This is a genomic window from Micromonospora sp. NPDC049230 (assembly GCF_040647875.1).
GTDB lineage: Bacteria > Actinomycetota > Actinomycetes > Mycobacteriales > Micromonosporaceae > Micromonospora.
In genome coordinates this window covers 13,118-36,124 of record NZ_JBEZCZ010000043.1, presented here as the reverse complement: position 1 = coordinate 36,124, position 23,007 = coordinate 13,118, and the positions used below count along the sequence as shown (strand labels likewise).

The window sequence follows — 23,007 nt, the reverse complement described above, 5'->3', positions numbered from 1 at the left end:
CCCGCCGGCCGCCTTCCCGGCAGGATCGCGGACATGCCCGTGCCGATTGTTGCTTCCGAGCCCGACCTGGCGCACCACGGTGACGTCGAAGTCGGCGACGGGCTGATCGATCTCGCCGTGAACGTCCGGCAGGCACCGACTCCCGCCTGGTTGGCCAGCCCGATCGCCGCGACCCTGACCGACCTGGCCCGCTATCCGGACCCGGCACCGGCCCGGACGGCCGTCGCCGCCCGCCACCGCCGTCACCCGAACGAGGTGCTGCTCACCGCCGGGGCCGCCGAGGGCTTCGTGCTGATCGCCCAGGCGCTGCGCGGCGTGCGTCGGCCCGTGGTGGTGCACCCCCAGTTCACCGAGCCGGAGGCGGCGCTCCGGGCCGCCGGGCACCCGGTCGAGCGGGTGCTGCTGGACGCCGCCGACGATTTCCGACTCGACCCGTCCCGGGTGCCCGCCGACGCCGACCTGGTGATGATCGGCAACCCCACGAACCCGACCTCGGTGCTGCACCCCGCGCGGACGGTGGCCGCGCTGGCCCGCCCCGGCCGGGTCCTGGTTGTCGACGAGGCGTTCGCCGACACCACAATCCTCCCCGGGCACCCCGGCGAGCCAGAGTCGCTCGCCGAACGACGCGACCTGCCCGGTCTGCTCGTGCTGCGCAGCCTCACCAAGACGTGGGGCCTGGCCGGGCTCCGGATCGGCTACCTGCTGGGTGCCGCGGACCTGCTGACCCGGCTGGCCGCCGTACAGCCGCTCTGGGCCGTCTCCACCCCCGCGTTGGCCGCCGCGTCGGCCTGCGCCACCGACGTCGCGGTCCAGGCCGAGCGCGCCATCGCCGCCGACCTCGCCGCCGACCGCGACCACCTGGTCGCCCGCCTCGCCGACCTGCCAGGTGTACGCGTCGTCGGCCGTCCCGCCAGCGCGTTCGTCCTGCTGCACCTGCCGGGCGCGACAGCGATCCGGGCCGCCCTGCGCGAGCGCGGCTGGGCGGTGCGCCGGGGCGACACCTTCCCCGGCCTCGGCCCGGACTGGCTGCGGGTGGCGGTACGCGACAGCAACACCACAGACGCGTTCATCGACGTGCTGCGCGAGATCATGGAGGCATGATGCTGGAGACCACGATCGCGGCGATCGGCCCGGCCGACGAGGCGGCCATGGCCGCCGCCCGTGAGCTGCACGGCCGGCTGACCAAGCCGGCGGGCTCGCTCGGTGCGTTGGAGGAGCTGGCGGTACGCCTCGCCGGCCTCGCCGGGGCCTGCCCGCCACCGCTGCCCGAGCCGGCCGCCGTGGCGATCTTCGCGGGCGACCACGGGGTGCACGCCCAGGGGGTGAGCCCCTGGCCGCAGGAGGTCACCGCGCAGATGATCGGCAACTTCCTGGCCGGCGGCGCGGTGGTCAACGCGTTCGCCCGGCAGGCCGGCGCGTCTGTCACAGTTGTCGACGTCGGGGTGGCCACCCCGCTGCCCGCCACCGACCCGGCGGTCCTCGACCCGGCGGTGCCCGCCGCCGCCGTGCTCGACCCGGCTGGGTCCGGCTCGGCTGGGTCCGCCCCGGCTGGGTCCGGCTCGACTGCGTCCGGCTCGGGTGGGTCTGGTCCGACTGGATCCGCCCCGGCTGGGTCCGGTTCGGCCGTGCTCGACCCGGCGGTGCCCCGGCTGGTTGCCGCGTCGGTCCGCCGGGGCACCCGCGACTTCACGGTGACCGCCGCGCTGACCCGGGACGAGGCGCTGGCGGCGGTGCAGACCGGCATCCGGATCGCCGACGAGCTGATCGACGCCGGGGCCGGCATCCTGCTCACCGGTGACATGGGCATCGGCAACACCACCCCGGCCGCCACGCTGATCGCCGCCTTCACCGGCGCCGACCCGCTCGACGCCACCGGTCGGGGCACCGGCATCGACGACCCGACCTACGCGCACAAGGTCGCCGTGGTGCGCGCCGCGCTGACCCGGCACACACCCGACCCGGCCGACCCGCTGGGGGTGCTTGCCGCCGTCGGTGGCCTGGAGCACGCCGCACTGGCCGGGCTGATCCTGGGTGCCGCGGCCCGCCGCACGCCGGTGCTGCTGGACGGCGTGATCGCGGTGTCGGCGGCGCTTGCCGCAGCGGCGTTCGCCCCGGACTCGGTCCGCGCCATGGTCGCCGGGCACCGTTCGGCCGAGCCGGGTGCCACTGTGGCACTGCGGCACCTCGGCCTCGACCCGCTCATCGACCTGGGGCTGCGCCTCGGCGAGGGCACCGGTGCGCTGTTGGCGTTGCCCGTGGTCACCGGCGCGGTGCGGGTGCTGCACGAGGTGGCCACGTTCGATGCCGCCGGGGTGGCCGAGAAGTGACAACGCGCGACGAGCGATCCCTCCGCCTCGGAGGTGTGGCGTGACCTCCAATCCGTACCCCCTCGGTTTGCGGCTGCACGGGCGGCGGGTGGTCGTGGTGGGCGGCGGCGCGGTCGCCACCCGCCGGGTGCCCGCGCTGCTGGACGCCGGCGCGGACGTCCTGCTGGTGGCACCGGAGCTGACCCCGGCGCTGCGCGCCCAGGTCGACGCGGGTCGGCTGCACTGGGTGCCGCGCCGGTTCGCCGTCGAGGACCTGGACGGCGCCTGGCTGGTCCACGTGGCGATCGACGACCCCATGGCGGCGGCCTCGGTGAGCGCCCTCGCCGCCGAGCGGCGGATCTTCTGCGTCCGGGCCGACGACCGGACGGCCGCCACCGCCTGGACGCCGGCGGTGACCCGACACGGCCCGGTCACCGTGGCGGTGTTCGGTGGCGGCGACCCCCGCCGGGCGATGACCGTCCGCGACGCGATCCGCGACCTCCTCGCGGTCCGCCTGGCACCGGAGAGGAGCGCCCCCACGCAGAGCGGGTCCGATGCTCCGACCGGCGCGACCGCGATGACCGCCGGGGCCGCCGGTGCGGCCGGGTCCGCCGGTGCGGCCGGGTCCGCCGGTGCGGCCGGGTCCGCCGGTGCGGCCGGGTCCGCCGGGGCAGCCGGTGCGGCCGGGGCGGCCGGTGCGGCCGGTGCGGGCGGAGGGCGGCAGGCCGGGCGGGTGGCGCTGGTCGGGGCGGGGCCGGGCGACCCGGAGCTGATCACCGTGAAGGGTTGGCGGCTGCTCACCGAGGCGGACGTGGTGGTCGCCGACCGGCTGGTGCCCGGCCTGCTCCTCGACGAGCTGCGCCCGGACGTCGAGCTGGTGGACGCCTCGAAGATTCCCTACGGGCCGTCCCGGGCCCAGGAGGAGATCAACCAGATCCTGGTCGATCGTGCCCTGGCCGGCGCGTTCGTGGTGCGGCTCAAGGGCGGCGACCCGTACGTCTTCGGGCGGGGCGGCGAGGAGCTGCTGGCCTGCGCGGCGGCCGGTGTGCCGGTGACCGTGGTGCCCGGGGTGACCAGTTCGATCGCCGCTCCCTCGGCGGCCGGGATTCCGGTCACCCACCGGGGGGTGGCGCACGAGTTCACAGTGGTCTCCGGGCACGTGGCGCCCGACTCACCGGCCTCGCTGGTGCGCTGGGACGCCCTGGCCGGCCTGCGCGGCACCCTGGTGATCCTGATGGGACTGAAGAACCTCGCCGCCATCAGCGAGACCCTGATCGCCCACGGTCGGCCGCCGCGGACGCCGGCCGCCGTGGTGCAGGAGGGCACGACGGGTGCCCAGCGGGTGCTGCGATCCACGCTCGGCGCGGTGGCCGCCGACGCGCTCGCCGCCGATGTGCGCCCGCCGGCTGTGGTGGTGGTGGGCGATGTGGTGGATGCACTCGGCGGCTGAGCGGCGGGGGACTTCGGCGCTACTCTCGCGAGGTGCTTGATCGACACGGCTTTCATGAAACCGGGGTGTCCGGGCGTCTGCGATAGCCCGACTTCCTGAAATCCGAGTCGATCAAGCACCGCTGGCCGCCCGGCTGCCGGCTGCCGGGCGGGCGGGGGTGTCGGTGGTTGTCGACAGAATGTCGGTCATGCTCACCGTGAAAGATCCGCACGAGACGTGGCGGACAGACCTGCTCACACCCGTCGCGCTGCGGTGCGCGGGCCCCGGCCTGACCACCACCTTCGAGGATCTTCCCTCGCGGTGGCGTGCCGCTCCGGTCCGGACCTTGAGGTGCACGGACGCGGACGGCTCCTGGGCCGTCCTGGTGACGGTGGTCCGTGGCTATCCCCAACAGTCTGGTGACTCGCCCGTCGGCAACGAGTTCGGCCGTGACCCGCACACCGCCTACGACCTGGGCTCACCCGGCGACCTGGTATACGAGGTGCAGGTGACCGAGGACGACGGGTTCGACGAGCACGAGCTGCTGGCGTTCCGGCTCTTCGGCGATCCGCAGGCGGCCGGGGCCGAGGTGCTGCGGTGGGCCGGGAAGAAGGCGGCGTACTCGGTCAGCCCGTCGGTCGAGCGGGCCGAGACGCGGCAGCGCCGGGCCCGTCGACAGTTCGACAACCGCCAGGCCAGTGCGGCATCGCCGCGGGTCCGGATCGACGTGGTGGCCGACGAGGCCGCCGCCGACCTCGACGCCATCGACAGGTCCGCGTTGTGCTGGCACTTCCCGCGCGGGAACACCGGCGCCTACCTGCGGTCGGCGGTGGTCGCACTTGTCGGCTACGGCGAGCAGCGGCCACACCTGCGGGGTCGGTGGCTCACCGCACGGGTCGAGGGCGAGGAGTTGGTCATCGACATGGACGACCTGATCCCGGCCAACCAGCGGCACCGTTGGGACAACGCCCGCTGGCTGTGGGACCGTCGGGCGGCGACCACCCCGGCGGGGCTTCGGTGGCAGGTCGACCGGGTCGAGCAGGCCGCCCCGGCTGTCGCGGCCGTCCGCCGTGGCGCGTTCGCCGAGGCGCTGACCAACGCGGGGGTCCAGACGGAGCCGGAGCTCGACGCGTTGCTGACCGGTGTGCCGTACCGGCTCTCCGACGCCGAACTCACAGCGACCTGGGTGGCGAGCCTTCACCGCGGTCTCGCCGACCTCGCGCCCTGGCGGCTGGACGCGGCGTACCGAGGGTGGCGGGACGGCCGACAGGCACTGGGGCTGCCGGTCCGGGACCCGATTGTCCTGTTCGGCCTCGGCGGCGTCGGCGCGGCCCGGAAACCGAAGCTCGCGCTCGACCACACCGGCGACGCCCCACTGCTGTGCCTCACCCACACCGGCAGCAGCGCGGTGCTGCCGTACGCGCACTGGACGGTGCCCGCCGACCTCGGCGCCCGCCTGGACGGGTGGCAACCGAGCCTGCCGTACCCGCACTGACCGACGGGGCCGGAGCGCAAGCGCTCCGGCCCCGTCACACGTGCGGTCGACTACTGCTTGAGCATGTTGTCCAGCAGCAGGGCACAGCGGATCAGACCGAGGTGGCTGTACGCCTGCGGGTGGTTGCCCAGGCCACGCTCGGCCAGCGGGTCGTACTGCTCGGGGAGCAGCCCGGTCGGGCCCGCGGTCAGCACCATCTGTGCGAACAGCTCCTCGGCGTCGGTGCGGCGGCCGGTGCGCAGGTACGCCTCGATCAGCCACGCCGTGCAGATGTGGAAGCCGCCCTCACGGCCGGGCAGGCCGTCGTCCCAGTGGTAGCGGTAGACGACCGGGCCGCTGCGCAGGTCGGCCTCGATGCGCAGGACCGTGGACAGGAAGCGCGGGTCGTCACCCGGGAGCAGGCCGGAGAGCCCGATCCAGAGTGACGAGGCGTCCATGTCCTCGTCTCCGTACGCGACGCTGTACGCCTCGACGTCGGAGTGCCAACCCTGCTCCAGCACGTTGGCGCCGATCCGGTCGCGCAGGTCCTTCCACTCCGGCCGGTCCTCGCCGCCGTGCTCGCGCATGACGTGCAGCGCCCGGTCGACAGTCATCCAGCACATCACCTTGGAGAAGACGTGGTGCCGTGGTGGCAGCCGCGCCTCCCAGATGCCGTGGTCGGGCTCGTGCCAGCGGCGGCGAACCGCCTCGACCATGTTCTCCAGGACCCGCCACTCGTCCTCACGAACCGAGCCGCGCGCGTCGGCGACGGCCGCGATCAGGTCGGCGATCGGGCCGAAGACGTCCAGTTGGAGTTGGTGGTTGGCGAGGTTGCCGACCCGGACCGGCCGGGAGCCGGCGTAGCCGGGCAGCGTGTCGATGACCGCCTCGGCGCCCAGCTCGTACCCGTCGATGGTGTAGAGCGGGTGCAGTCGCTCCGGGTGGCCGCCGGTGCGCTCGATGCAGCCGTCCACCCAGCGCAACAGCGCCTCGGCCTCCTCGACGGAGCCCAGGTCGACAAGTGCGCGAGCGGTCAGCGCGGCGTCGCGCAGCCAGCAGTAGCGGTAGTCCCAGTTGCGGACGCCGCCCAGCTCCTCGGGGAGCGAGGTGGTGGCCGCGGCCAGGATCGAGCCGGTTGCCTCGTGGCAGAGCCCGCGCAGGGTGAGGGCGCTGCGCGCGACAAGGTCACGGGCGGTGGACGGCAGCCGCAGCGAGGCCACCCAGTCCTTCCACGGCTGCTCGGCGGCGGCCTGCCGTTCGTGGATCGGCACCCGGTGGTGCTCCAGGCTGTGCGTGCCGAAGCGCAGCTCCAGCACGACCTGCCCACCGGCGGCGGAGAGGTCGACGATCGCCTTGGCGGTCTCGTACCCACCGTCGTTGCCGACCTCCCACTCCACGCCGGGGGCGTAGAGCGCGACCGGCTCGTTGGAACCGAGCACCAGCAGGCCGTCACCGAGTGGCTGCAACTGCACGGCAACCTGACCGAACTCGGGCCTCGGCGCGAACTCGATCCGCGCCTTGCCACTGCCGGTGAGCACCCGGACCAGTGTCGAGTCGCCGGTGATGACCGCGGGGCTGTCGGCGGGTGTGGTCTCCCGGACCGGCTTGTCCAGCCAGTCGGTGACGGTGAGCCCGGACCACCGGGTCTCCACTGTCATCGTGCCGGAGCGGTAGCGCTGGCCCAGCGGGATGCCGCCGCGTTCCGGGGCGACGCTGAAGTGACCGGCCGGACTGCCGCCCACCAGGTCGGCGAAGATCGCCGCCGAGTCCGGCTTGGGGTGGCAGAGCCAGCTCACCTTGGCCTCGGGGGTGAGCAGAGCGACGGTACGACCGTTGGCCAGCATGGAGTGCCGCTCGATCGGCACCGCCCGCTCGCCGAACAGCCAGTGCCGCCGGGTCTCCAGCAGCAGCGCCAACGCCCGCGCGGCCTCCAGCGGGTCACCCACCCGGTAGCTGGCCTTGGTGTCCCCGGGGCCGATCTTGATGCCGAGGTCGGGGCCGTGCAGGTGGCCGAACGCGTTCTCGTCGGTGATGTCGTCGCCGATGAACAGCACAGCGCTGGAGGCGAGCTGGGTCCGCAGTTGGTCGAGCGCGGTGCCCTTGTGGGTGGCCACGACGGAGAGCTCGATGACCTCCTTGCCCTGGGTCACAGTGACGCCGTCGAAGGTGGCCGGGCCGTTGCGGACCGCCTCGATGGCCGCGGCGGCCACCTGCGGGTCGACCCCACGGGTGTGCACCGCGACGCTTGCCGGCTTGCGTTCCAACCGGATGCCCGGGTGCTTGGCGGCGATCTCGCGCAGCGCGTTGCGCACCTGCTGGCGGACCGCGACCAGCTCGGGGGAGAGCCGCTCGACGAAGCCGATGTCGAACTCGGAGCCGTGGCTGCCGACGAGGTGAACCTCGCTGGGCAGCCGGGACAGCGCGGCCAGGTCGCGTAGCGCCCGGCCGGAGACGACTGCCACTGTTGTCTGCGGCAGCGCGGCGAGCGCGCGGACCGCGGCGACCGACTCGGGCAGCGGTACGGCTGTGCTCGGGTCCTCCACGATCGGCGCCAGTGTGCCGTCGTAGTCGCAGGCGACAAGGAGTTGGGGGACCCGGGCGATCCGGCCGATGGCGGAGCGCAGCTCGGGGTCCATCACCCCGGTGGCCGTGGCCGCTCCATCGTTGACGGTCGTGTTCACTCGGCCTCCGCCTCGGGAACTCCAAGCTCGGAGAGGAAAGACTTGGCCCAGTGGCCCACGTCGTGGGTACGCAGGTGACGTTGCATTGTCCGCATCCGGCGGCGTGCCTCGGTTTTCTCCACGTGCACTGCCCGGAGCAGGGCGTCCTTGACCGCGTCCGGGTCGTGCGGGTTACACAAAAAGGCCTGGCGCAGCTCCGTTGCGGCGCCGGCGAACTCACTGAGCACGAGCGCGCCACCCTGGTCGGCGCGCGACGCCACGTACTCCTTCGCGACCAGGTTCATGCCGTCTCGTAGCGGTGTCACCATCATCACGTCGGCAGCAACGTACATTGCCGCCAGTTCACTGCGACTGTACGACTGATGCAGGTAATGCACTGCCGGCACGCCGACCCTGCCGAATTCGCCATTAATCCGGCCAACCTCGCGCTCGACCTTGACCCGAAGTGCCTGGTAGTGCTCGACGCGCTCGCGGCTGGGCGTGGCCACCTGCACCATAACCGCGTCCGGAACTGTCAACTTTCCGTCAGCCAGCAACTCGCGGAAGGCCTTGAGGCGCAACTCGATGCCCTTGGTGTAGTCGAGCCGGTCCACGCCCAGGATGATCGTCTTCGGGTCGCCCAGCTCGGCGCGGATCTGCTTGGCCCGGGCCTGGATCGCCGGGTCGGCGGCCATCCGCTCCATCTCCTGGGTGTCGATCGAGATGGGGAAGGCGCCCGCCTTCACCTGCCGACCGTCGACCTGGATCATCTGCCCCTCGTAGCGCAGCCCGAGCAGGTGCCGGGCCAGCCGGACGAAGTTCTGCGCGGCCAGCCGCTGCTGGAAGCCGACCAGGTCGGCACCGAGCAGGCCGCGCAGGATCTCGGTGCGGAACGGCATCTGCATGAACAGCTCGATCGGCGGGAACGGGATGTGCAGGAAGAACCCGATCCGCAGGTCCGGGCGCAGCTCACGGAGCATCGCCGGGACCAACTGGAGCTGGTAGTCCTGCACCCAGACCGTCGCGCCCTCGGCCGCGACGTCCGCGGCGGCCTCCGCGAACCGGGCGTTGACCAGGCGGTACGCCTCCCGCCAGCGGCGCTTGTAGGCAGGCGTCTCGACCGCGTCGTGGTAGAGCGGCCAGATCGTCGCGTTGGACTGGCCCTCGTAGTAGCGCTCCAACTCCTCGGCGCTGAGCGGGACCGGGTGCAGCCGGATCCCCTCCAGGTCGAACGGCTCGGGAGCGGCCCCGGTGCCACCGGCCCAACCGACCCAGGTGCCCTGGTGCTCGGCGAGCACGGGGTGCAGCGCGGTGACCAGCCCGCCAGGGCTGCGCCGCCACTGCCGGCCCTCGGGTGTGCTCACCTCGTCGACCGGCAGACGGTTCGCCACTACGACAAAGGAGCTACGGACGGTCACGATCGGCCACCTCCGGGTACTGACGGGTCCACCGCGAATGAGCGTACTGAGCGTAGCTGCGGCGTCTTGTGCCTCGTGCCGGAGTCTCCTACCCGCCCCGTACGCGCCGAAATCCCCAGGGTGATCTTGTCGACAGCCCGTCGATCAGAGGTCGATGACCGGCCATTCCTTGGGCAGCACCTCACCGAGCAACTCCCGCCGATCCGTCATGATCGGTATGAGGGGACGCGACGCAGCCTCCATCGCGAGCTGGGCGAGATCCATGCGACCATTCATTCGGCGAGACCAGCCACCGAGGATGGCGCACATGTCGGCTTCGACTGGTGTGACCCGGATGTTCGGCAGCGCCGAGAGCAGTTCGAGCAGTTCCCACTGCTCGGGAGTCGCCTGTTGATGTGCCCGCGCGAGGCAGAGCGCCGGCACGAGTACATCAAGGGCGTGGTCGGCGACTTCGGCGATCCGGTGCCCCACCTCCTGAGTCGTGGCGGAATAGGCGAGTAGTGCGGTTGTGTCGAGCGCGAGGCCGAAGGGCGTCACCGGCGGACCCGTGCACGGGCTGCTTCGACCTCTGCCTGCAATTGAGCGGCCTGCGCGCGCAGTTCGGGGGTGATGCTGGCCTTGGCCTGCTCCATCTCGGCATGCGCCCGCGCCAAGCCTTCATCGGTCAGCTTGAAGCCAACGCTTCGGAGGATCTCCCGGGTCTTTTCCCCGGCCACCCGGCTCCGCAGGGAGTCCGCCACAAAGGCGGACACGTTAGGTTCCAGTGCGAGTCTCTCTGCAAGATCGTCGGGCAGGCTGATGGTGATCTTCTTAGTCATACCGAAACCGTAATTTGCCTTACCGGCTCTGGCAAGGAGGCTCGCCCGCGTACTCCTGGGGCGGGGTGATGTGGGCGAAGCGCGGCGTACCTGTCAGGATTGACGGTGGCGTGCGCGTGGCCGGCTCCCGGCCGGCGGCGGCGGGCGGCTCGCACAGCCCGCGCCGCGCCGCCGATCAGGCGACAGCAAATCGACGGAGGTAGCCCGCACCGTGGCCCAGTACATCTACGTCCTGGAAAAGGCACGCAAGGCGCACGGCGACAAGGTCGTGCTCGACAACGTGACGTTGAGCTTCCTGCCGGGAGCCAAGATCGGTGTGCTCGGTCCGAACGGCGCCGGTAAGTCCAGCCTCCTCAAGATCATGGCAGGGCTGGACAAGCCGAGCAACGGCGAGGCCCGGCTCATGCCCGGCTACACCGTCGGCATGCTCGCCCAGGAGCCCCCGCTCAACGACGCCAAGACCGTGCTCGGCAACGTCGAGGAGGCGGTCGCCGAGACCAAGGCCAAGCTGGAGCGATTCAACAAGATCGCCGAGCAGATGGCGACCGACTACTCCGACGAGCTGATGGAGGAGATGGGCAAGCTCCAGGAGGAGCTGGACCACCTCGACGCCTGGGACGTCGACTCCAAACTCGAACTGGCCATGGACGCGCTGCGCTGCCCGCCGCCGGACGCCGACGTGACCCAGCTCTCCGGTGGTGAGCGCCGCCGGGTCGCGCTGTGCAAGCTGCTGCTGGAGGCGCCCGACCTGCTGCTGCTCGACGAGCCCACCAACCACCTGGACGCGGAGAGCGTCTCCTGGCTGGAGCAGCACCTGGCCAAGTACGCCGGCACCGTCATGGCGATCACCCACGACCGGTACTTCCTCGACAACGTGGCAGGCTGGATCCTGGAGCTGGACCGTGGCCGGGCCATCGGCTACGAGGGCAACTACTCCACCTACCTGGAGAAGAAGGCCGCCCGGTTGGCCGTCGAGGGTCGCCGCGACGCCAAGATGAAGAAGCGCCTCACCGAGGAGCTGGAGTGGGTCCGCTCCAACGCCAAGGCCCGGCAGACCAAGTCCAAGGCCCGCCTGGACCGGTACGACGAGATGGCCAACGAGGCGGAGAAGACCCGCAAGCTCGACTTCGAGGAGATCCAGATCCCGCCGGGCCCGCGGCTGGGCAGCACGGTGATCGAGGCGGTCAACCTCAGCAAGGGCTTCGGCGACCGGCTGTTGATCGACAACCTGTCGTTCTCGCTGCCGCGTAACGGCATCGTCGGCATCATCGGCCCCAACGGCGTCGGCAAGACCACGCTGTTCAAGACCATCGTCGGGCTGGAGCAGCCGACCGGCGGTCAGGTCCGGGTCGGCGAGACGGTCTCGCTGTCGTACGTCGACCAGAACCGCGAGGGCCTCAATGGCGACAAGACCGTCTGGGAGGTCGTCTCCGACGGGCTGGACTACCTGATGGTGGGCAAGGTCGAGATGCCGTCGCGGGCGTACATCGCCGCGTTCGGCTTCAAGGGACCGGACCAGCAGAAGCCGACGAAGGTGCTCTCCGGCGGTGAACGCAACCGGCTCAACCTGGCGCTGACCCTGAAGATCGGCGGCAACGTCATCCTGCTCGACGAGCCGACGAACGACCTGGACGTGGAGACGCTGTCCAGCCTGGAGAACGCGCTGCTGGAGTTCCCCGGCTGCGCCGTGGTCATCTCGCACGACCGGATGTTCCTGGACCGCGTCGCCACGCACATCCTGGCCTGGGAGGGCGACGACCAGGACCCGTCGCGGTGGTTCTGGTTCGAGGGCAACTTCGAGGCGTACGAGAAGAACAAGATCGATCGCCTCGGTGCGGAGGCCGCCCGGCCGCACCGGGTGACCTACCGCAAACTGACCCGCGACTGACCGGCCGAGAAGGTGTCTGACCGGTTCGTCTACCACTGCGCACTGCGCTGGTCCGACCTGGACGCGTACGGCCACATCAACAACGCGCGCTTCCTCACCCTGTACGAGGAGGCGCGGGTGGCGTTGATGTTCGCCGGTGGTCGGGCGTGGGGGGTCGGCTCGTTCGCCGACGGGGTGGTGATCCGCCGCCACGAGGTCGACTACCTGCGCCCTGTCGACTACGCCCTGGGTCGGGCTACCGCGGAGGCCGCGCCCACGGTGCGGATCGAGCTGTGGGTGGAGGAGATCCGGCACGCCTGGTTCACCGTCGCCTACGAGCTGTACGACGGCGAGGTGCTGGCCAGCCGGGCCCGTTCGGTGCTGGTGCCGTTCGACCTGACCCGCCAGGTGCCCCGGCGGCTCACCGACCAGGAACGGGACTTCCTGAGCACGTACGCACCGCAGGGCGGCCTGGCGTGACCCGGCCGGGCACTGCCGAGCCGGGACGGACGGCGACGCACGGTGTGGCCGGCGTGGCGGATGCCGGTGCCTTCCTGGCCCGGCTGGTCCGGCTGGAGCCGACCGCGCCGGTCCGGCTGCGGCCGGCCGGTGTGCCCGGTCGGGTCGCCCTCTGGGCCCGTCTGCCGTGGCAGGTCCTGGTGGTCCGGACGGTGGCCGCCGGGCCGACCGGCGGCACCGCCGGAGACGTGACGGTGTCCGCCGCCGAACTGCTCGCCGAGCTGGAACGCGGTGGCACCGCCCTGCCGGCACGCCGGGACGCGCAGTGGCGGTGGCCGCTGCCCCCGACGCGTAGCCGGACGGTGGAGGCGCTGCCCGTCGCCGAGGTGCGGCGAATCGCGGACGCGGCGGCGGGCACCCTGCGTACGGCCACCGAACAGGGCGTGGCCGGCCGTGCGGTGGGCCAGCGGGCGCTGCGGGACGCGCTGCTCGACCACGTGGCGGTGCTCGTCACGCCGGACGGGCCGCCCGCCCCGCCGGTCGAGGTGTCGCAGCGGCTGGTGCAGGGAGTGGTCCGGATGGGCTTCCTCGGTGCCGCGGACCGCCCGGCCGTCGCCCACGACGAAGCCGTCGTCGAGGTGCGGGTGGCCGGACGGTGGGTCGGCCTGGCGGGACCATACGGAGCGGCATGGTTGCAGACGGCCACGGATCTTGCGGTGACGCCCCTCACTCCTCGTCCGAACGGATGACCCCTGCTCATTCTTCTGGGCAGGGGCGGTCGTTGGGGGGGTGCTACAACTCGGCTGTCCGGGTACCGTCCATGCTCGGATCCAACGCACCGTAGGCGGCTGGATCCGCTGGGGAGTGAGGTGCGCGAGCGATGCCGTGGTGGTCATGGCGCCCCGGTCCCGCCGACGGCGGCGATCCGGAAACCCGAAGCGGGATCACAGTGGAGAGCGCGGTCCGGGTCGGACCGCCCAACCCTCGCCAGCCGGGGGACGACTGCCCGGCCAGCGAGCGGCCAGCGCTGAGCGAGATGCAGGCCACCGTCGAGCCGGTGAGTCTGCGCCGCGTCTGCGACGCACTCGACCTGCTCGACGTGCGCTATCTGGCCGATGGTGACGGCAACCTGCTGGCCATGTGGGAGCGGCACGCAGTGCTTGTCACCCTCGAAGGGCCGGAGGACGAGATCCTGGTCATGCGGGCACGCCCGCACGCCACGGTCCCGCCGGACTGGGCCGACCGGGCCTATCGGGTGGTCAACGAGTGGAACCACACCCGCCGGTTCTGTAAGGCGTACATCGGCGACCCGACCGAGCGCGGGCAACTACCGATCTACGCCGAGCTCCAGGTCCCGCTCGGTGCCGGCACCCACGACGCGCTGCTCGTCGAGATGCTCGACTGCGGCGCGGCGGTCGCCACCAGCTTCGTCGACTGGCTGCACGACGAGGGCGCGCTGCTCTGACGCCGGGGTGAAGCGGCTCTGACCCGGGGGAAAACGGCCGGGTCAGACGCCGTCGGCCGGGTCGTCCATGACGTTGACCATGAAGTACGCGGCCCGCTCCAGGTAGTCCCAGAGTGTCGCGGCGAGGGCCGGATCGAGGTCGAGCTGGTCCACGGCGCGGCGCATGTTGCGTAGCCAGGCGTCCCGCTCGGCGGCGCCGATCCGGAACGGCGCGTGCCGCATCCGCAGCCGCGGGTGGCCACGCTGGGCGGAGTAGGTGTTCGGTCCACCCCAGTACTGCATCAGGAACAGGGTCATCCGCTCCGCGGCCGGCCCCAGGTCGTCCTCCGGGTACATCGGTCGCAGCAGGGGATCGGTGGCGATGCCGGCGTAGAACTCGTCGACCAGCCTGCGGAAGGTGGGCTCGCCGCCGACCGCTTCGAAGAGGGTCGTCGAAGCACCGGGACGCTCGGATTCACCTGCGGGGTTCACCGTTCCATCCTGCCAGGTGCGCCGTGCGCCAGCGCGACCCGCTCGGCGTGCGTCGGATCACGCCGGGCCGATGCGTCCCCGCTGGCGGGCGCTCAGCGGCCCGCACGGGGGTCGGACGGGCGTGCCCCGGTCAGGTGACCGCGTGCCGGCGGTGGCCCTCGCCGCTACGCGGCTCGGGAGGGCCGGCAGCCCCGCCGCCGGTGTCGTCCGGATCGTCGGGAGGCGCGGCATTGGCCGCCGTGGCCGCCGCGATCGCGTCGTCGATCGTCTGCCGATCCGGCCAGCACAGCGCGGCCACCGCCATCAGCACCACACCGGCCGCGCTCCACAGCCCCACCACGAAGGGGATGTTGTTGAAGCGATCGGCGATCAACCCGGTGGCCAGCACCGCGAAACCCTGGATGACCTGGACACCGGTCGCCATCACCCCGAAGGCGCGGGCCCGGAAACCGTTGGGCAGCGCCTGGACGAAGAGCCCGTTGGCCATCGGCAGCATGCCGGCGACAGCGAAGCCACAGAGAGCGGCCAGCAGCGCCACCGCCAGCGGTGGCGGATTGAACAACGCCGGCACGAGCATCAGCGGGGCGAGCACCGCGAGTGGCCGCATCAGCTTCAGCCGGCGGGCCGGCCCGAACAGGCGGCTCACCAGCAACCCGCCGAGGATGAAGCCGACCGGGCCGGCCACCATGATCACCGCCTGGGCCGTGCTCGCGCTCATGCCGCCGCCGCCCTCCTCGTTGGCCCAGCCGACGGCCAGCCCCTCGGGGAGGATCGAGAAGAGCATCGCGCTGAACACCAGCACCGCGATCGCCCGCAGCACAGGTGTGCCGAACACGATGGTGAAACCCTGGCGGGTCTCCTGGAGCAGGTGGCTGCGGTGTGCCGGGTTCGGCACCGCCGGGCGGTCGCGCACGCCGAAGCGGACCAGCAGCGCCGAGACGCCGAACGTGGCCGCGTTGAACAGGAGCGCGACCTGCGGGTCGATCGAGGCGACGGCCGCGCCGAGCACGTACCCGACGATCTGGGCCGCCTGCCCCACGCTGGCGTTCAGCGACAGCCCGAGCACCAGCCGGTCTCCGGCGAGCATCTGCGGCATCAACGCCGACTTGGCCGCCTGGCTCGGCGGGTTGGCCAGCGTGGCGGCGAAGATGAGCACCAGCACCGCCTGGTACGACAACTGCGGGATGGCGATGAGCAGCATCAGCGCCATCCGGATGAGGTCACTCGCGACCATCACCCGCCGGTACGGGTAGCGCTCCGCGAGTGCGGCGAGCACCGGACCACCGAGCAACCAGGGCAGGAAACTGACAGCGAAGGCAACCGCGGAGAGCCCCACCGACTCGGTCTTCTGGTAGACGAGCAGGGTGACGGCGGCCTTCGCGACGTAGTCACCGACCCAGGAGAGAGCACCCGCCGAGAAAACGGCGCGGTACTCCCGCTGGGCGAACACTTCCCGAAAAGTGGCGGGGTCTTCCGCGGAAGGTCGCTCGTCGGGCACCGTCGCCTCCATCGGCCTCCGGGTCGGCCGCTCGTGGCAGCCCGGCCGGAAGCGCTCGTCAGATCTACGGATCAGCGAGGTTGTGATCACGCTTTGGCGGGAACGCGTGCTCCGGATTCTGCCCGATCGTCTGACAACTATCTAGGCCGAACGGGTCATTCGTCGCTTCCCCGACTGAACGAACGGACGATACCTGAGGGGCCGGGTGGCTCGCGACCCCCGAATCCGAGGACAGTGCCGGGTGGGTCAGGTGGCACCGCCCTGACCAGTCTCACCGTCGGGCAACGGCCGGGTCGGCAGCCCGGGATAGATGCGGGCCGCCGCGATCTGCGCGGTGATCCCCGAGTTCTCCAGTGCCTCCGCCAGCCGCCGACGCAACTCCCGGCCCACCGCGAACTGCCCGTCCGCTGTCGTCTTCACCACCGTGCGGATGACCGCACCGTCCACCGTCACCTGCTCGACACCCAGCACCTCCGGCGCTTCGACGATCTCCGGCGACAGCTTCGGGTCCACCGCGATCGACGCGGCGGCGGTACGCAGAACGGCGGTGGCCTCCTCGGTGCTGTTGAACCCGATCGGCAGGTCCACCACCACGAGGGCCCAGCCCTGGCTCTTGTTGCCCACCCGGATGATCTCGCCGTTGCGGATGTACCAGAGCACCCCGCGACCGTCGCGCACTGTGGTGACCCGAAGCCCGACCGACTCGACCACGCCCATCGCCTCGCCCAGGTCGACGTTGTCGCCCACGCCGTACTGATCCTCGATCAGCATGAACAGGCCGGCGATCAGGTCCTTGACGAGGCTCTGCGCACCGAAGCCCAGCGCGACGCCGGCGATCCCCGCGCTGGCCAGCAGCGGAGCCAGGTCGAAGCTGAACTCGCGCAGGATCATCAGCAGTGCGATGCCGAAGACGAACGCGGTGGTCAGGCTGCGCAACACCGAGCCGATCGCCTCGGCCCGCTGCCGTCGTCGCTCGGGCACGAACTCGGTCGGGTCGACAGCGGCGCTGGGCACCCGCTCACGCAGCGGCCGCAGCATGGTCGGCACCGCGCCGTCGGTCGTCGTGCGGACCAACCGGTTGAGCGTGCGGTGCACCGCCCAGCGGGCCACCATCGCCAGCGCTACGATCAGCAGCACCCGCAGCGGCTTGAGCAGGATCCAGTAACTGCCCTCGGCGAACCAGGCCGACCTGGTCATTCGGTACAGGAATTCACAGGAGGAACTGCCCTGGCAGTTCACCGACCCGACGGTGGACAGGGCAAGGGGCGTCACGCTGGCGGCACTCACCCTGTCTTCGTACCGCAAGGAGCCGGAGGGCCCGCGTCCGACCCACCGGCCGGGTGACCGCCCGACCGGATGCTGGCGGGCAGTGAGGACCGCTTCGTTGTAACCCGGGGGTGTCTCCGCCTCCGGGCACGACGATGCCCCTGAGCGGCGGCCAGGGGCTCGAGGCTCAGAATCAGCCGAAGTGACCCGCGTCCCGGGGTGGGCTGGTGGCGATGGCCCGCTTCACCCAGCCCAGAAAACGGGCGTACATCTCGACGGGGTCCGGTGTGGTCCAGTACAGCTCGGCCAGGTCCCGGCCCGCCTCGGTCAGGCAATCCGCCATGTCGACCCCGAGCAACCTCGGCGCGTCGGAGTATTCGGCCACCAGCTCGGCTTTGGCCCTCTCGCACGGCCAGGGGTGCACGCAGTTGGCGCAGAACCAGAAGGGCCGGACCGGGCCGTGCCTTTGGCGGCTCACCGCTGAACCCCCCGATATCTGACCGGCGACCAGCGGCTCAGCCGGCGCGATGGAGGGTGCTGGTTGTTGATGACCGAGTTCACCGACCCGAAGACCACCCCCGGTGCCCGGGTCGCCCGCTCCAGGTCGTCCGTGATCCGTGCGATGGCGGCCAAGCGACTGCGCGCGTCGAACAACTGCCGCCGGGACAGCCGAAGTGTTGTCTCCAGGTCGCGCACCCGTTCGTGAAGGTGCTCAAGCTCGGCTTCTGGTTCCACTGCAACCTCCGGGGATCGGGTCCGGTTGAGCACCCGCCCCTGCCGGGGCGGAGCCCCCAGCAGGGGCGGGGCGTGACTCGATCCCCGACTCAACCAGGGGCTCGCGCACCTTGAGCGACTGCCCGTATTCGATGGGATCATCTTAACCAGTACAAAAATACGTGTCTAGTACTTCAGTACTGATCGTCTTCCGTTGTGGATTAACGAAGAAGGGCGCCCCGCTGTGGGACGCCCTTCGTGGCAGTACGGCTAGCGGTGCGGCAGGCTAGGCCACTCCGACCCGGCGGGCCAGGGCAGTCAGCCGGTCAGAGGGTGTGGGGTCCATCCGGACTAGGTCAGAGACCGTTGTCTCGACTATCGGATGTCCCTTGACCTGCTCCGGAGTGAGCGCTTCGGCCTGCTCAAGCGCATCAACCGCCTCGGATACCCTTCGGCGCTGAGTCCAGGCGCGTGCCACGTCGATGAGAAGCCGAGCTTGCCGCTCAACCGATAGGCCGGACGGATCGATCCGCTCCGCAGCGCGAAGGGCGGAACCCGCATCGCCGAGTTCGACTGCCACCGCAACCTCATGCAGCTGAACGTTCGTGGGGCCGAACTCAGTTTCGTAGTCGTTGCGGTTGCCCCCTAAGAGCTGGGCAGCCTCTCGGGCTACTCCCAGGTACCGGTGAGCCCCCTGGTCGTCACCCATCCGGGCCGAGGCCACGGCCAGTTGAAGATTCAGCGCGCCGAACAAGGAGGCCGCCGCCGGGTTGGTTGCCGACACCTCGGGTTCAAGTGCTGCGGCAGACGACGACGCGGCACTGATGACCTGATCGAACTGCCGAGCGCCCTGGAAGACCAGGGCAAGGCGGAATGTCCCGGCGGCAACCAGTAGCGGGTCGCCGACCTGTTCGGAAACAAGCAGTGCGCGATCGGTTGCGACCCAGGCCGCTTCGTGCTGGCCAAGCTTCGACAGTGCTGCCGAAAGAGCGTGATACACCGAGGCAAGCTCGGCAAGATACGCCTTTCGTGCCCCGCCCTTCGTGGATCGTGTTGCTCTCTCCAGGTCTGGCAGGAGGCCCCGCAGCAGTTCGGCCAGCTCCTCGTATTGGGCAGCGTGAACCAGCGTCCAGCAGTGACTGGCCCGATCGGTTGTGTCCGGGAGGGGAAGCTCTCGATCCTTGCCCAGGATCGCGGCCATGACGTAACTGGTGCTCAGCACCGAACGTAGCTCGGCTGCCGCCGAGGGAACCTCGACGCTCTCCGCGTCAGTAGTACCAGGAGAAAGTTCGGCCATTGGGATGCCGAGGGCACCCGAGATCCGCTCCAGGATGGAGACGCGGTCGATCGAGCGGACCCCGCGCTCGACCTGTGACAGCCAAGCCTCGGATCGCCCGATCATCTCGGCGAACTCACGTTGAGAAAGCCCGCGCTTCTGCCGACGTGTGGCTATGAGTCGGCCCTGCTCATTGCTGCGGTCAGCCATCAACTTGACTCGACGCCCTTACTGGGTCCAACTTTCAAGAACTCAACCCGTACGTCCTGCGTATACAGCTCGCGCTCTTTGAGGAATCGAATCACATGAGGCTGCCGCTCATGCGCATCGAATGCCTCTCGGTCCGCGTAGCACTCATAAAAGACCCGAGCGAGCGGTGCACCCTCGACAGAGTGCGTGGCGTAGATCAGAGTCCCTGGCTCGTGGGCACGGATTCCGGCCCCGGTTTCAGCCACAAGAGCGTCAAACGCCTGTGCGCTCTCGTCGTCTTTCAGGTCGAATCGCACCACTAGCGCGAACATGCAACCACCTCCTGATTGGAGCTAAGAGTTACGACTCATGTACGCAACTCGAGCCGTACTCATGTCCGGCCACCCGTACTCTATTACGGATTTTCCTCCGGCGGGGCCTCAGGCACTCCGGGATGGCTTAGGGCGCAGCAGGGGGTTGGGGCCGAAGATCACCGGGCACGGATCCGGCACACCTGCGACCGGAAAGGGCTGTCAACCACTGTCAGGCAACGGCAGAGTTCGCCCAGGCCAGGACGGCGATCCGCCCGGATGCGCATGATCCTCATACCCCATGAGGGATTAGTGCGTGCAATCCGGGGTCCGATCAGGGACTATTGGCGCAACGGACGTCGGTGATCGGCTCGGCGTCGACCGTGTGGGCCGGCGTGCCCGGCCCCGGTCGGCGGCGGTCCGCAGCAGCCGCTGAACCGGGAGGGTGATCGCGATGCCTGACATACGACCCACGGTGGGCTCCGGCGCGTTGGTCCTCAACGCCACCTACGAGCCGCTGTGTGTCGTGTCGGTGCGTCGCGCCGCGATCCTCGTTCTCTCCGCCAAGGCGGTCTGCGTCGCCGATGGTGACGGCATCCTGCACAGCGCCCGCGACGCGCTTCCGGTGCCGTCCGTGGTCCGGCTGACCCGCTTCGTCCGCGTGCCGTATCGCACGCACGTCGGGCTGTCCCGGCGGGCGATCTTCGCCCGGGACGGGTGGCGGTGCGCCTACTGCCGGGGCCCGGCCGAGACCATCGACCATGTCTTTCCCCGCAGCCGGGGTGGCCGGCACGCCTGGGAGAACGTGGTCGCCGCGTGCGCCAGGTGCAACCACACCAAGGGCGACAAGACGCCGGCGGAGATGGGGTGGCGGTTGCACGCGCTGCCCGCCGCACCGAAGGGCACCGCCTGGCGGGTGCTCGGGCACCGCGCCCCCGACCCGCGCTGGGCCGACTGGCTGGACCTGCGGGAGCCGGAAGCCGCCGCCTGACCCGAACGGCACGGTCAGAGGCGGCGGATGACGAGCCCGGGTTTGACGTCCGATGCTGACGACAGGTGCGCGATGTCCTCGGGATCACTTGTGAAGACGATCGCGCCGCAGGCAAGAGCGACGGTGACCACAGTGGCGTCGACGACGTCACGCGTGCCGGACTTGCCACAAAGAACGCCTGCCGCCTTTGCCAACTCGACGCTGACCGGAACGATCTCGCAGCTGTGCAGGAGCCGGCCGAGCTGAACCTGGCGGCGAGGATCACGCCATGCCTGGCTGACGACGACGGACGGGATCAACAGTCGCCGCCCTTCTTCCAGGGCCAGGTGGTGGATCGCCCACATCCGCCGATCATTGTCTTCGATCGCGAGCAGCACCCCGGCGTCATAGACGTAGGGGATGCTCACGCCGCAGCCTGACCTGGCCCGCTGAGTGCCTGGGCGTCGGCCGCGGCCATCTCGGCCCGCGCCGCGGCGATCTCCTCAAGGGTGAACGCGCCGTGCTCGGCCTGCCAGTCTGCGACCAGGCGCCGCCCGACCCGCCGCCGGAGTTCACTCTCCGCCGCGCTGGCGACCAGCCGGGACAGCGGAACGCCGTCCTCGCGGGCCGCCGCGCCAAGCGCCGCCACCAACTCCTCGGGGAGGGTGACCGTGACCTTCTTAACCGCCATACAGGGACCATACAACGATATGGCGATCGATTGTCGACGACGCGGATCCAGTGGAGGGCTCTCCCTGGGTGGCGACCGTCGTGTGGTCAGCCCCGCTGGTCGGTCGCCCGGCGCGCGGCCCGTTCGTGGCGGTCGACTGCCCGAGCGTGTGCGACCGCCAACAGCCTGTCGATCTCGGGCAGCAGGTGCGGGCCGGGCATGACGATGCTGGCGAAGCCGTGGAGCGCGTAGCCCGGGTGCGGCGTGAGGGTGTCGAGCCGGGCGAAGTCGAACTCGTCCCGGTGGTCGTCGAACGCCCTCGGCGGGAAGCCGAAGCGTCGCTCGAACTCCTCCCGACCCAGGTCCAGGTTGAGGCGGAAGACACCGGGGCGGTCCAACTGGGCGGCCTCGTCGAAGCCAGGCACGTCGTGCTCGACGATTGTGGCGAACGGCTGCCGGCGGTCCGGGCCGACGAAGAAGAACCGGTCGCCCCAGGCCGCCTCGGGTGACCCGTTCTCCGCACCCGCCACGACCTGCTCGACGCCGGGCAGCGCGACGATCCGATCGGCGAGCACTGCCGCGTCGACGCCGGTCGGGACGTGCAGGACCGCGTCGGCGTGTTCGACGGTGGCCCGGTCCAGCGGGAAGTAGCGGTAGTCGTGCGTCCGCTGCTCGGCCGGCCCGATGTCGGACGTCGGCACGTACCGGGGGAGGTCGGTCTCCTGCTGGAGTCTGCCCTCGTAGGTCGACGCGGCGGGCACCCCGATGCCGAGCGCCGGGCTCGCGCCCAGGCTGCCGACGATCACCGCGTACCGATCGCCGAGCAGCGACGCGACGATCGCGCCGGCGCCGGCCCACGACACCTCGGCACCGGCCAGCGTCATCGTGCCCGGGTGACGCTGGAGGTGCGTGTTGTGCGCGAAGACAAGCGTGGGCCCGCGGTGCGCCTCGGCGGACCGGATCGCGAGCAGGTTCTCGGCCATCAGCGCGTCCCGGACCGCGGCCAGGCGGACGAAGCGCTCCTCCTGCGCCAGTGGGGCGGCCGCCGCGGCGTGGTAGCGCAGCAGGGCGAGCGCGGACGTCGCGTGCACCAACGCCGCCGGCCAGCCCGCGGACTTCCCGGGCGCCCGCAGGTACAACTCGGTCAGGAGGTCGTCGGCGAGCACCCGCAGTCTTCCGGCGTCGGTCGAGCGCCCCACCGACCGGCCCGGCTGCCAGATCGCGGCCGTGTCACTCCACCGCGCCTCGTCCCCGACCAGGTCGTCGATCTCGGCGGCTCGGTTTAGGCCGAGGAAGTCGCAGACCCGGGTGAGGTGACGCCGAGGGCTCGGGGCGTTGGCGAGTTCCAGGGGTGCGTCGAAGCCGTGGAACGTCAGGCGTTGCGCGGCCGGCCGTCGCGCGTTCCACTCCCGCATCCGCAGCAGGAGGTCGCGGTTGGCCGGCGCGGTGCCGAACCCGTGGCTGAACCCCTCGGAGAGCGCCCGGTCGAGGGGCACGGCAGCACCCTGCGTGAACTCGTCGGCGATCAGCCCGGCCGCCCTGTCGCTCTCCAGGGCGATCGACCGGTAGCCGTGCTCCGCCAGCGACAGGAAGGCGTCGTTGCGCAGTTGTAGGAAGGCGGACTCGCCGTGCGTCGGCTCGCCGAGCGCGAGCAGGTCCGGGGAAGCCGCGAGCAGGTCGAGAAAAGCTGGCATTCCATAAACCGTATCGTTGAACCGCCGGTTGAAGCTTGGGAGCGACGGAGCA

The 23,007-nt window shown here is 70.9% G+C and carries 23 protein-coding genes; 9 read left to right on the top strand and 14 right to left on the bottom strand.

Annotation, left to right across the window (positions count from 1 at the left end; genetic code table 11):
• The first annotated feature begins 33 nt into the window (after positions 1-33).
• The 4 genes from cobC to AB0A95_RS28270 all read left to right on the top strand — a co-directional run bounded on the left by cobC (position 34) and on the right by AB0A95_RS28270 (position 5,230).
• A complete protein-coding gene (gene cobC / locus AB0A95_RS28285; protein WP_357558772.1) occupies positions 34-1,101 on the top strand; it encodes an Rv2231c family pyridoxal phosphate-dependent protein CobC in 1,068 nt (355 codons plus the stop codon).
• Positions 1,101-2,327, top strand: a complete 1,227-nt coding sequence (locus AB0A95_RS28280) for a nicotinate-nucleotide--dimethylbenzimidazole phosphoribosyltransferase (RefSeq protein ID WP_357558796.1) — start codon at positions 1,101-1,103, stop codon at positions 2,325-2,327. Before cobC ends, AB0A95_RS28280 begins: the two co-directional genes overlap by 1 nt.
• A 40-nt stretch (positions 2,328-2,367) precedes the next feature.
• Positions 2,368-3,756, top strand: a complete 1,389-nt coding sequence (gene cobA, locus AB0A95_RS28275; protein ID WP_357558771.1) for a uroporphyrinogen-III C-methyltransferase — start codon at positions 2,368-2,370, stop codon at positions 3,754-3,756.
• A 187-nt stretch (positions 3,757-3,943) separates the two neighbouring features.
• Positions 3,944-5,230, top strand: coding sequence for a hypothetical protein (locus tag AB0A95_RS28270; RefSeq protein ID WP_357558770.1), 1,287 nt, complete (start codon positions 3,944-3,946; stop codon positions 5,228-5,230).
• A 50-nt stretch (positions 5,231-5,280) separates the two neighbouring features.
• Here AB0A95_RS28270 and otsB read toward each other — a convergent pair whose 3' ends face one another.
• The 4 genes from otsB to AB0A95_RS28250 form a co-directional block, all read right to left on the bottom strand.
• On the bottom strand, positions 5,281-7,845 hold the full coding sequence (gene otsB / locus AB0A95_RS28265) for a trehalose-phosphatase (protein WP_357558795.1): 2,565 nt from the start codon (positions 7,843-7,845) through the stop codon (positions 5,281-5,283).
• Positions 7,846-7,886: 41 nt separating this feature from the next.
• Complete coding sequence (locus AB0A95_RS28260; protein ID WP_030488230.1) at positions 7,887-9,287, bottom strand: trehalose-6-phosphate synthase; 1,401 nt, start codon at positions 9,285-9,287, stop codon at positions 7,887-7,889.
• A gap of 144 nt (positions 9,288-9,431) precedes the next feature.
• Positions 9,432-9,824 carry a hypothetical protein gene (locus AB0A95_RS28255; protein ID WP_357558769.1) on the bottom strand — a complete coding sequence of 131 codons (393 nt, stop codon included), beginning with the start codon at positions 9,822-9,824 and terminating at the stop codon, positions 9,432-9,434.
• Positions 9,821-10,105, bottom strand: coding sequence for a hypothetical protein (locus AB0A95_RS28250; RefSeq protein WP_141910848.1), 285 nt, complete (start codon positions 10,103-10,105; stop codon positions 9,821-9,823). The genes AB0A95_RS28255 and AB0A95_RS28250 overlap by 4 nt, the downstream gene beginning before the upstream one ends.
• 211 nt (positions 10,106-10,316) lie before the next feature.
• Here AB0A95_RS28250 and ettA point away from each other — a divergent pair, with 211 nt between their 5' ends.
• The 4 genes from ettA to AB0A95_RS28230 all read left to right on the top strand — a co-directional run bounded on the left by ettA (position 10,317) and on the right by AB0A95_RS28230 (position 13,896).
• Positions 10,317-11,993 carry an energy-dependent translational throttle protein EttA gene (gene ettA, locus AB0A95_RS28245; protein ID WP_357558768.1) on the top strand — a complete coding sequence of 559 codons (1,677 nt, stop codon included), beginning with the start codon at positions 10,317-10,319 and terminating at the stop codon, positions 11,991-11,993.
• A gap of 12 nt (positions 11,994-12,005) precedes the next feature.
• Positions 12,006-12,452, top strand: coding sequence for a thioesterase family protein (locus tag AB0A95_RS28240; protein ID WP_357558767.1), 447 nt, complete (start codon positions 12,006-12,008; stop codon positions 12,450-12,452).
• Entirely contained in the window at positions 12,449-13,180 is a 732-nt protein-coding gene (locus AB0A95_RS28235) for a hypothetical protein (protein ID WP_357558766.1), read from the top strand. Before AB0A95_RS28240 ends, AB0A95_RS28235 begins: the two co-directional genes overlap by 4 nt.
• A 131-nt stretch (positions 13,181-13,311) precedes the next feature.
• On the top strand, positions 13,312-13,896 hold the full coding sequence (locus tag AB0A95_RS28230; protein ID WP_357558764.1) for a YbjN domain-containing protein: 585 nt from the start codon (positions 13,312-13,314) through the stop codon (positions 13,894-13,896).
• Between the two features lie 42 nt (positions 13,897-13,938).
• On the opposite strand, the gene AB0A95_RS28225 is transcribed toward AB0A95_RS28230, so the two are convergent.
• The 7 genes from AB0A95_RS28225 to AB0A95_RS28195 form a co-directional block, all read right to left on the bottom strand.
• The gene (locus tag AB0A95_RS28225; RefSeq protein WP_357558763.1) at positions 13,939-14,367 is read right to left on the bottom strand and encodes a globin; all 429 of its coding nucleotides are present in this window, start codon (positions 14,365-14,367) and stop codon (positions 13,939-13,941) included.
• Between the two features lie 130 nt (positions 14,368-14,497).
• Entirely contained in the window at positions 14,498-15,877 is a 1,380-nt protein-coding gene (locus AB0A95_RS28220; RefSeq protein ID WP_357558762.1) for an MFS transporter, read from the bottom strand.
• 234 nt (positions 15,878-16,111) lie between these two features.
• Complete coding sequence (locus AB0A95_RS28215) at positions 16,112-17,122, bottom strand: mechanosensitive ion channel family protein (RefSeq protein WP_357558794.1); 1,011 nt, start codon at positions 17,120-17,122, stop codon at positions 16,112-16,114.
• 202 nt (positions 17,123-17,324) lie between these two features.
• Positions 17,325-17,609 carry a flavin reductase gene (locus AB0A95_RS28210; RefSeq protein WP_357558760.1) on the bottom strand — a complete coding sequence of 95 codons (285 nt, stop codon included), beginning with the start codon at positions 17,607-17,609 and terminating at the stop codon, positions 17,325-17,327.
• The gene (locus tag AB0A95_RS28205) at positions 17,606-17,866 is read right to left on the bottom strand and encodes a hypothetical protein (protein WP_357558759.1); all 261 of its coding nucleotides are present in this window, start codon (positions 17,864-17,866) and stop codon (positions 17,606-17,608) included. Before AB0A95_RS28205 ends, AB0A95_RS28210 begins: the two co-directional genes overlap by 4 nt.
• A gap of 265 nt (positions 17,867-18,131) precedes the next feature.
• The gene (locus tag AB0A95_RS28200) at positions 18,132-19,331 is read right to left on the bottom strand and encodes a helix-turn-helix domain-containing protein (RefSeq protein WP_357558758.1); all 1,200 of its coding nucleotides are present in this window, start codon (positions 19,329-19,331) and stop codon (positions 18,132-18,134) included.
• Positions 19,331-19,642, bottom strand: a complete 312-nt coding sequence (locus AB0A95_RS28195) for an antibiotic biosynthesis monooxygenase (protein ID WP_266248705.1) — start codon at positions 19,640-19,642, stop codon at positions 19,331-19,333. Before AB0A95_RS28195 ends, AB0A95_RS28200 begins: the two co-directional genes overlap by 1 nt.
• A gap of 433 nt (positions 19,643-20,075) precedes the next feature.
• Between AB0A95_RS28195 and AB0A95_RS28190 the strand changes: the two genes are divergently transcribed.
• Complete coding sequence (locus tag AB0A95_RS28190) at positions 20,076-20,612, top strand: HNH endonuclease (protein WP_030333470.1); 537 nt, start codon at positions 20,076-20,078, stop codon at positions 20,610-20,612.
• Positions 20,613-20,626: 14 nt separating this feature from the next.
• Here the strand turns inward: AB0A95_RS28190 and AB0A95_RS28185 are convergent, their stop codons facing one another.
• The 3 genes from AB0A95_RS28185 to AB0A95_RS28175 form a co-directional block, all read right to left on the bottom strand.
• On the bottom strand, positions 20,627-21,019 hold the full coding sequence (locus AB0A95_RS28185; protein WP_357558757.1) for a PIN domain-containing protein: 393 nt from the start codon (positions 21,017-21,019) through the stop codon (positions 20,627-20,629).
• Positions 21,016-21,282 carry a hypothetical protein gene (locus AB0A95_RS28180; RefSeq protein WP_357079872.1) on the bottom strand — a complete coding sequence of 89 codons (267 nt, stop codon included), beginning with the start codon at positions 21,280-21,282 and terminating at the stop codon, positions 21,016-21,018. The genes AB0A95_RS28185 and AB0A95_RS28180 overlap by 4 nt, the downstream gene beginning before the upstream one ends.
• Before the next feature lie 86 nt (positions 21,283-21,368).
• Positions 21,369-22,955, bottom strand: a complete 1,587-nt coding sequence (locus AB0A95_RS28175; RefSeq protein WP_357558756.1) for a DUF6194 family protein — start codon at positions 22,953-22,955, stop codon at positions 21,369-21,371.
• Positions 22,956-23,007: the final 52 nt, after the last annotated feature.